Raw genomic sequence first — 239 nt, forward strand, 5'->3', positions numbered from 1 at the left:
TTTCAGCTGGCCGGCCTCCCGATCCGCATGGTGGAGCGTGTTGGAATATTGCACACCGAATTCGGTGGCGCGCAATCGATCCTCGATGCCGATCATCAGGCTTGCAAAGGCGGGCCGGTGCAAAGCGGGCGTGATGACGCCGACGGTGCCGTTGTGGCGGCCGGCCAGCGCCCGGGCGGCAAGATTGGGGATATACCCCATCTCGTCTACCGTGCGCAGAATAACCTCGCGCAAATCCT

Annotated in this window: 1 pseudogene; it reads right to left on the reverse strand. The window is 62.8% G+C overall.

The annotated features are described in order from the left end of the window. Positions 1-239: pseudogene (locus EOD29_RS34795) on the reverse strand (LacI family transcriptional regulator); the annotation flags it as partial.

Source organism: Mesorhizobium sp. M1A.T.Ca.IN.004.03.1.1 (genome assembly GCF_003997555.1).
Classification (GTDB): Bacteria; Pseudomonadota; Alphaproteobacteria; order Rhizobiales; family Rhizobiaceae; genus Mesorhizobium.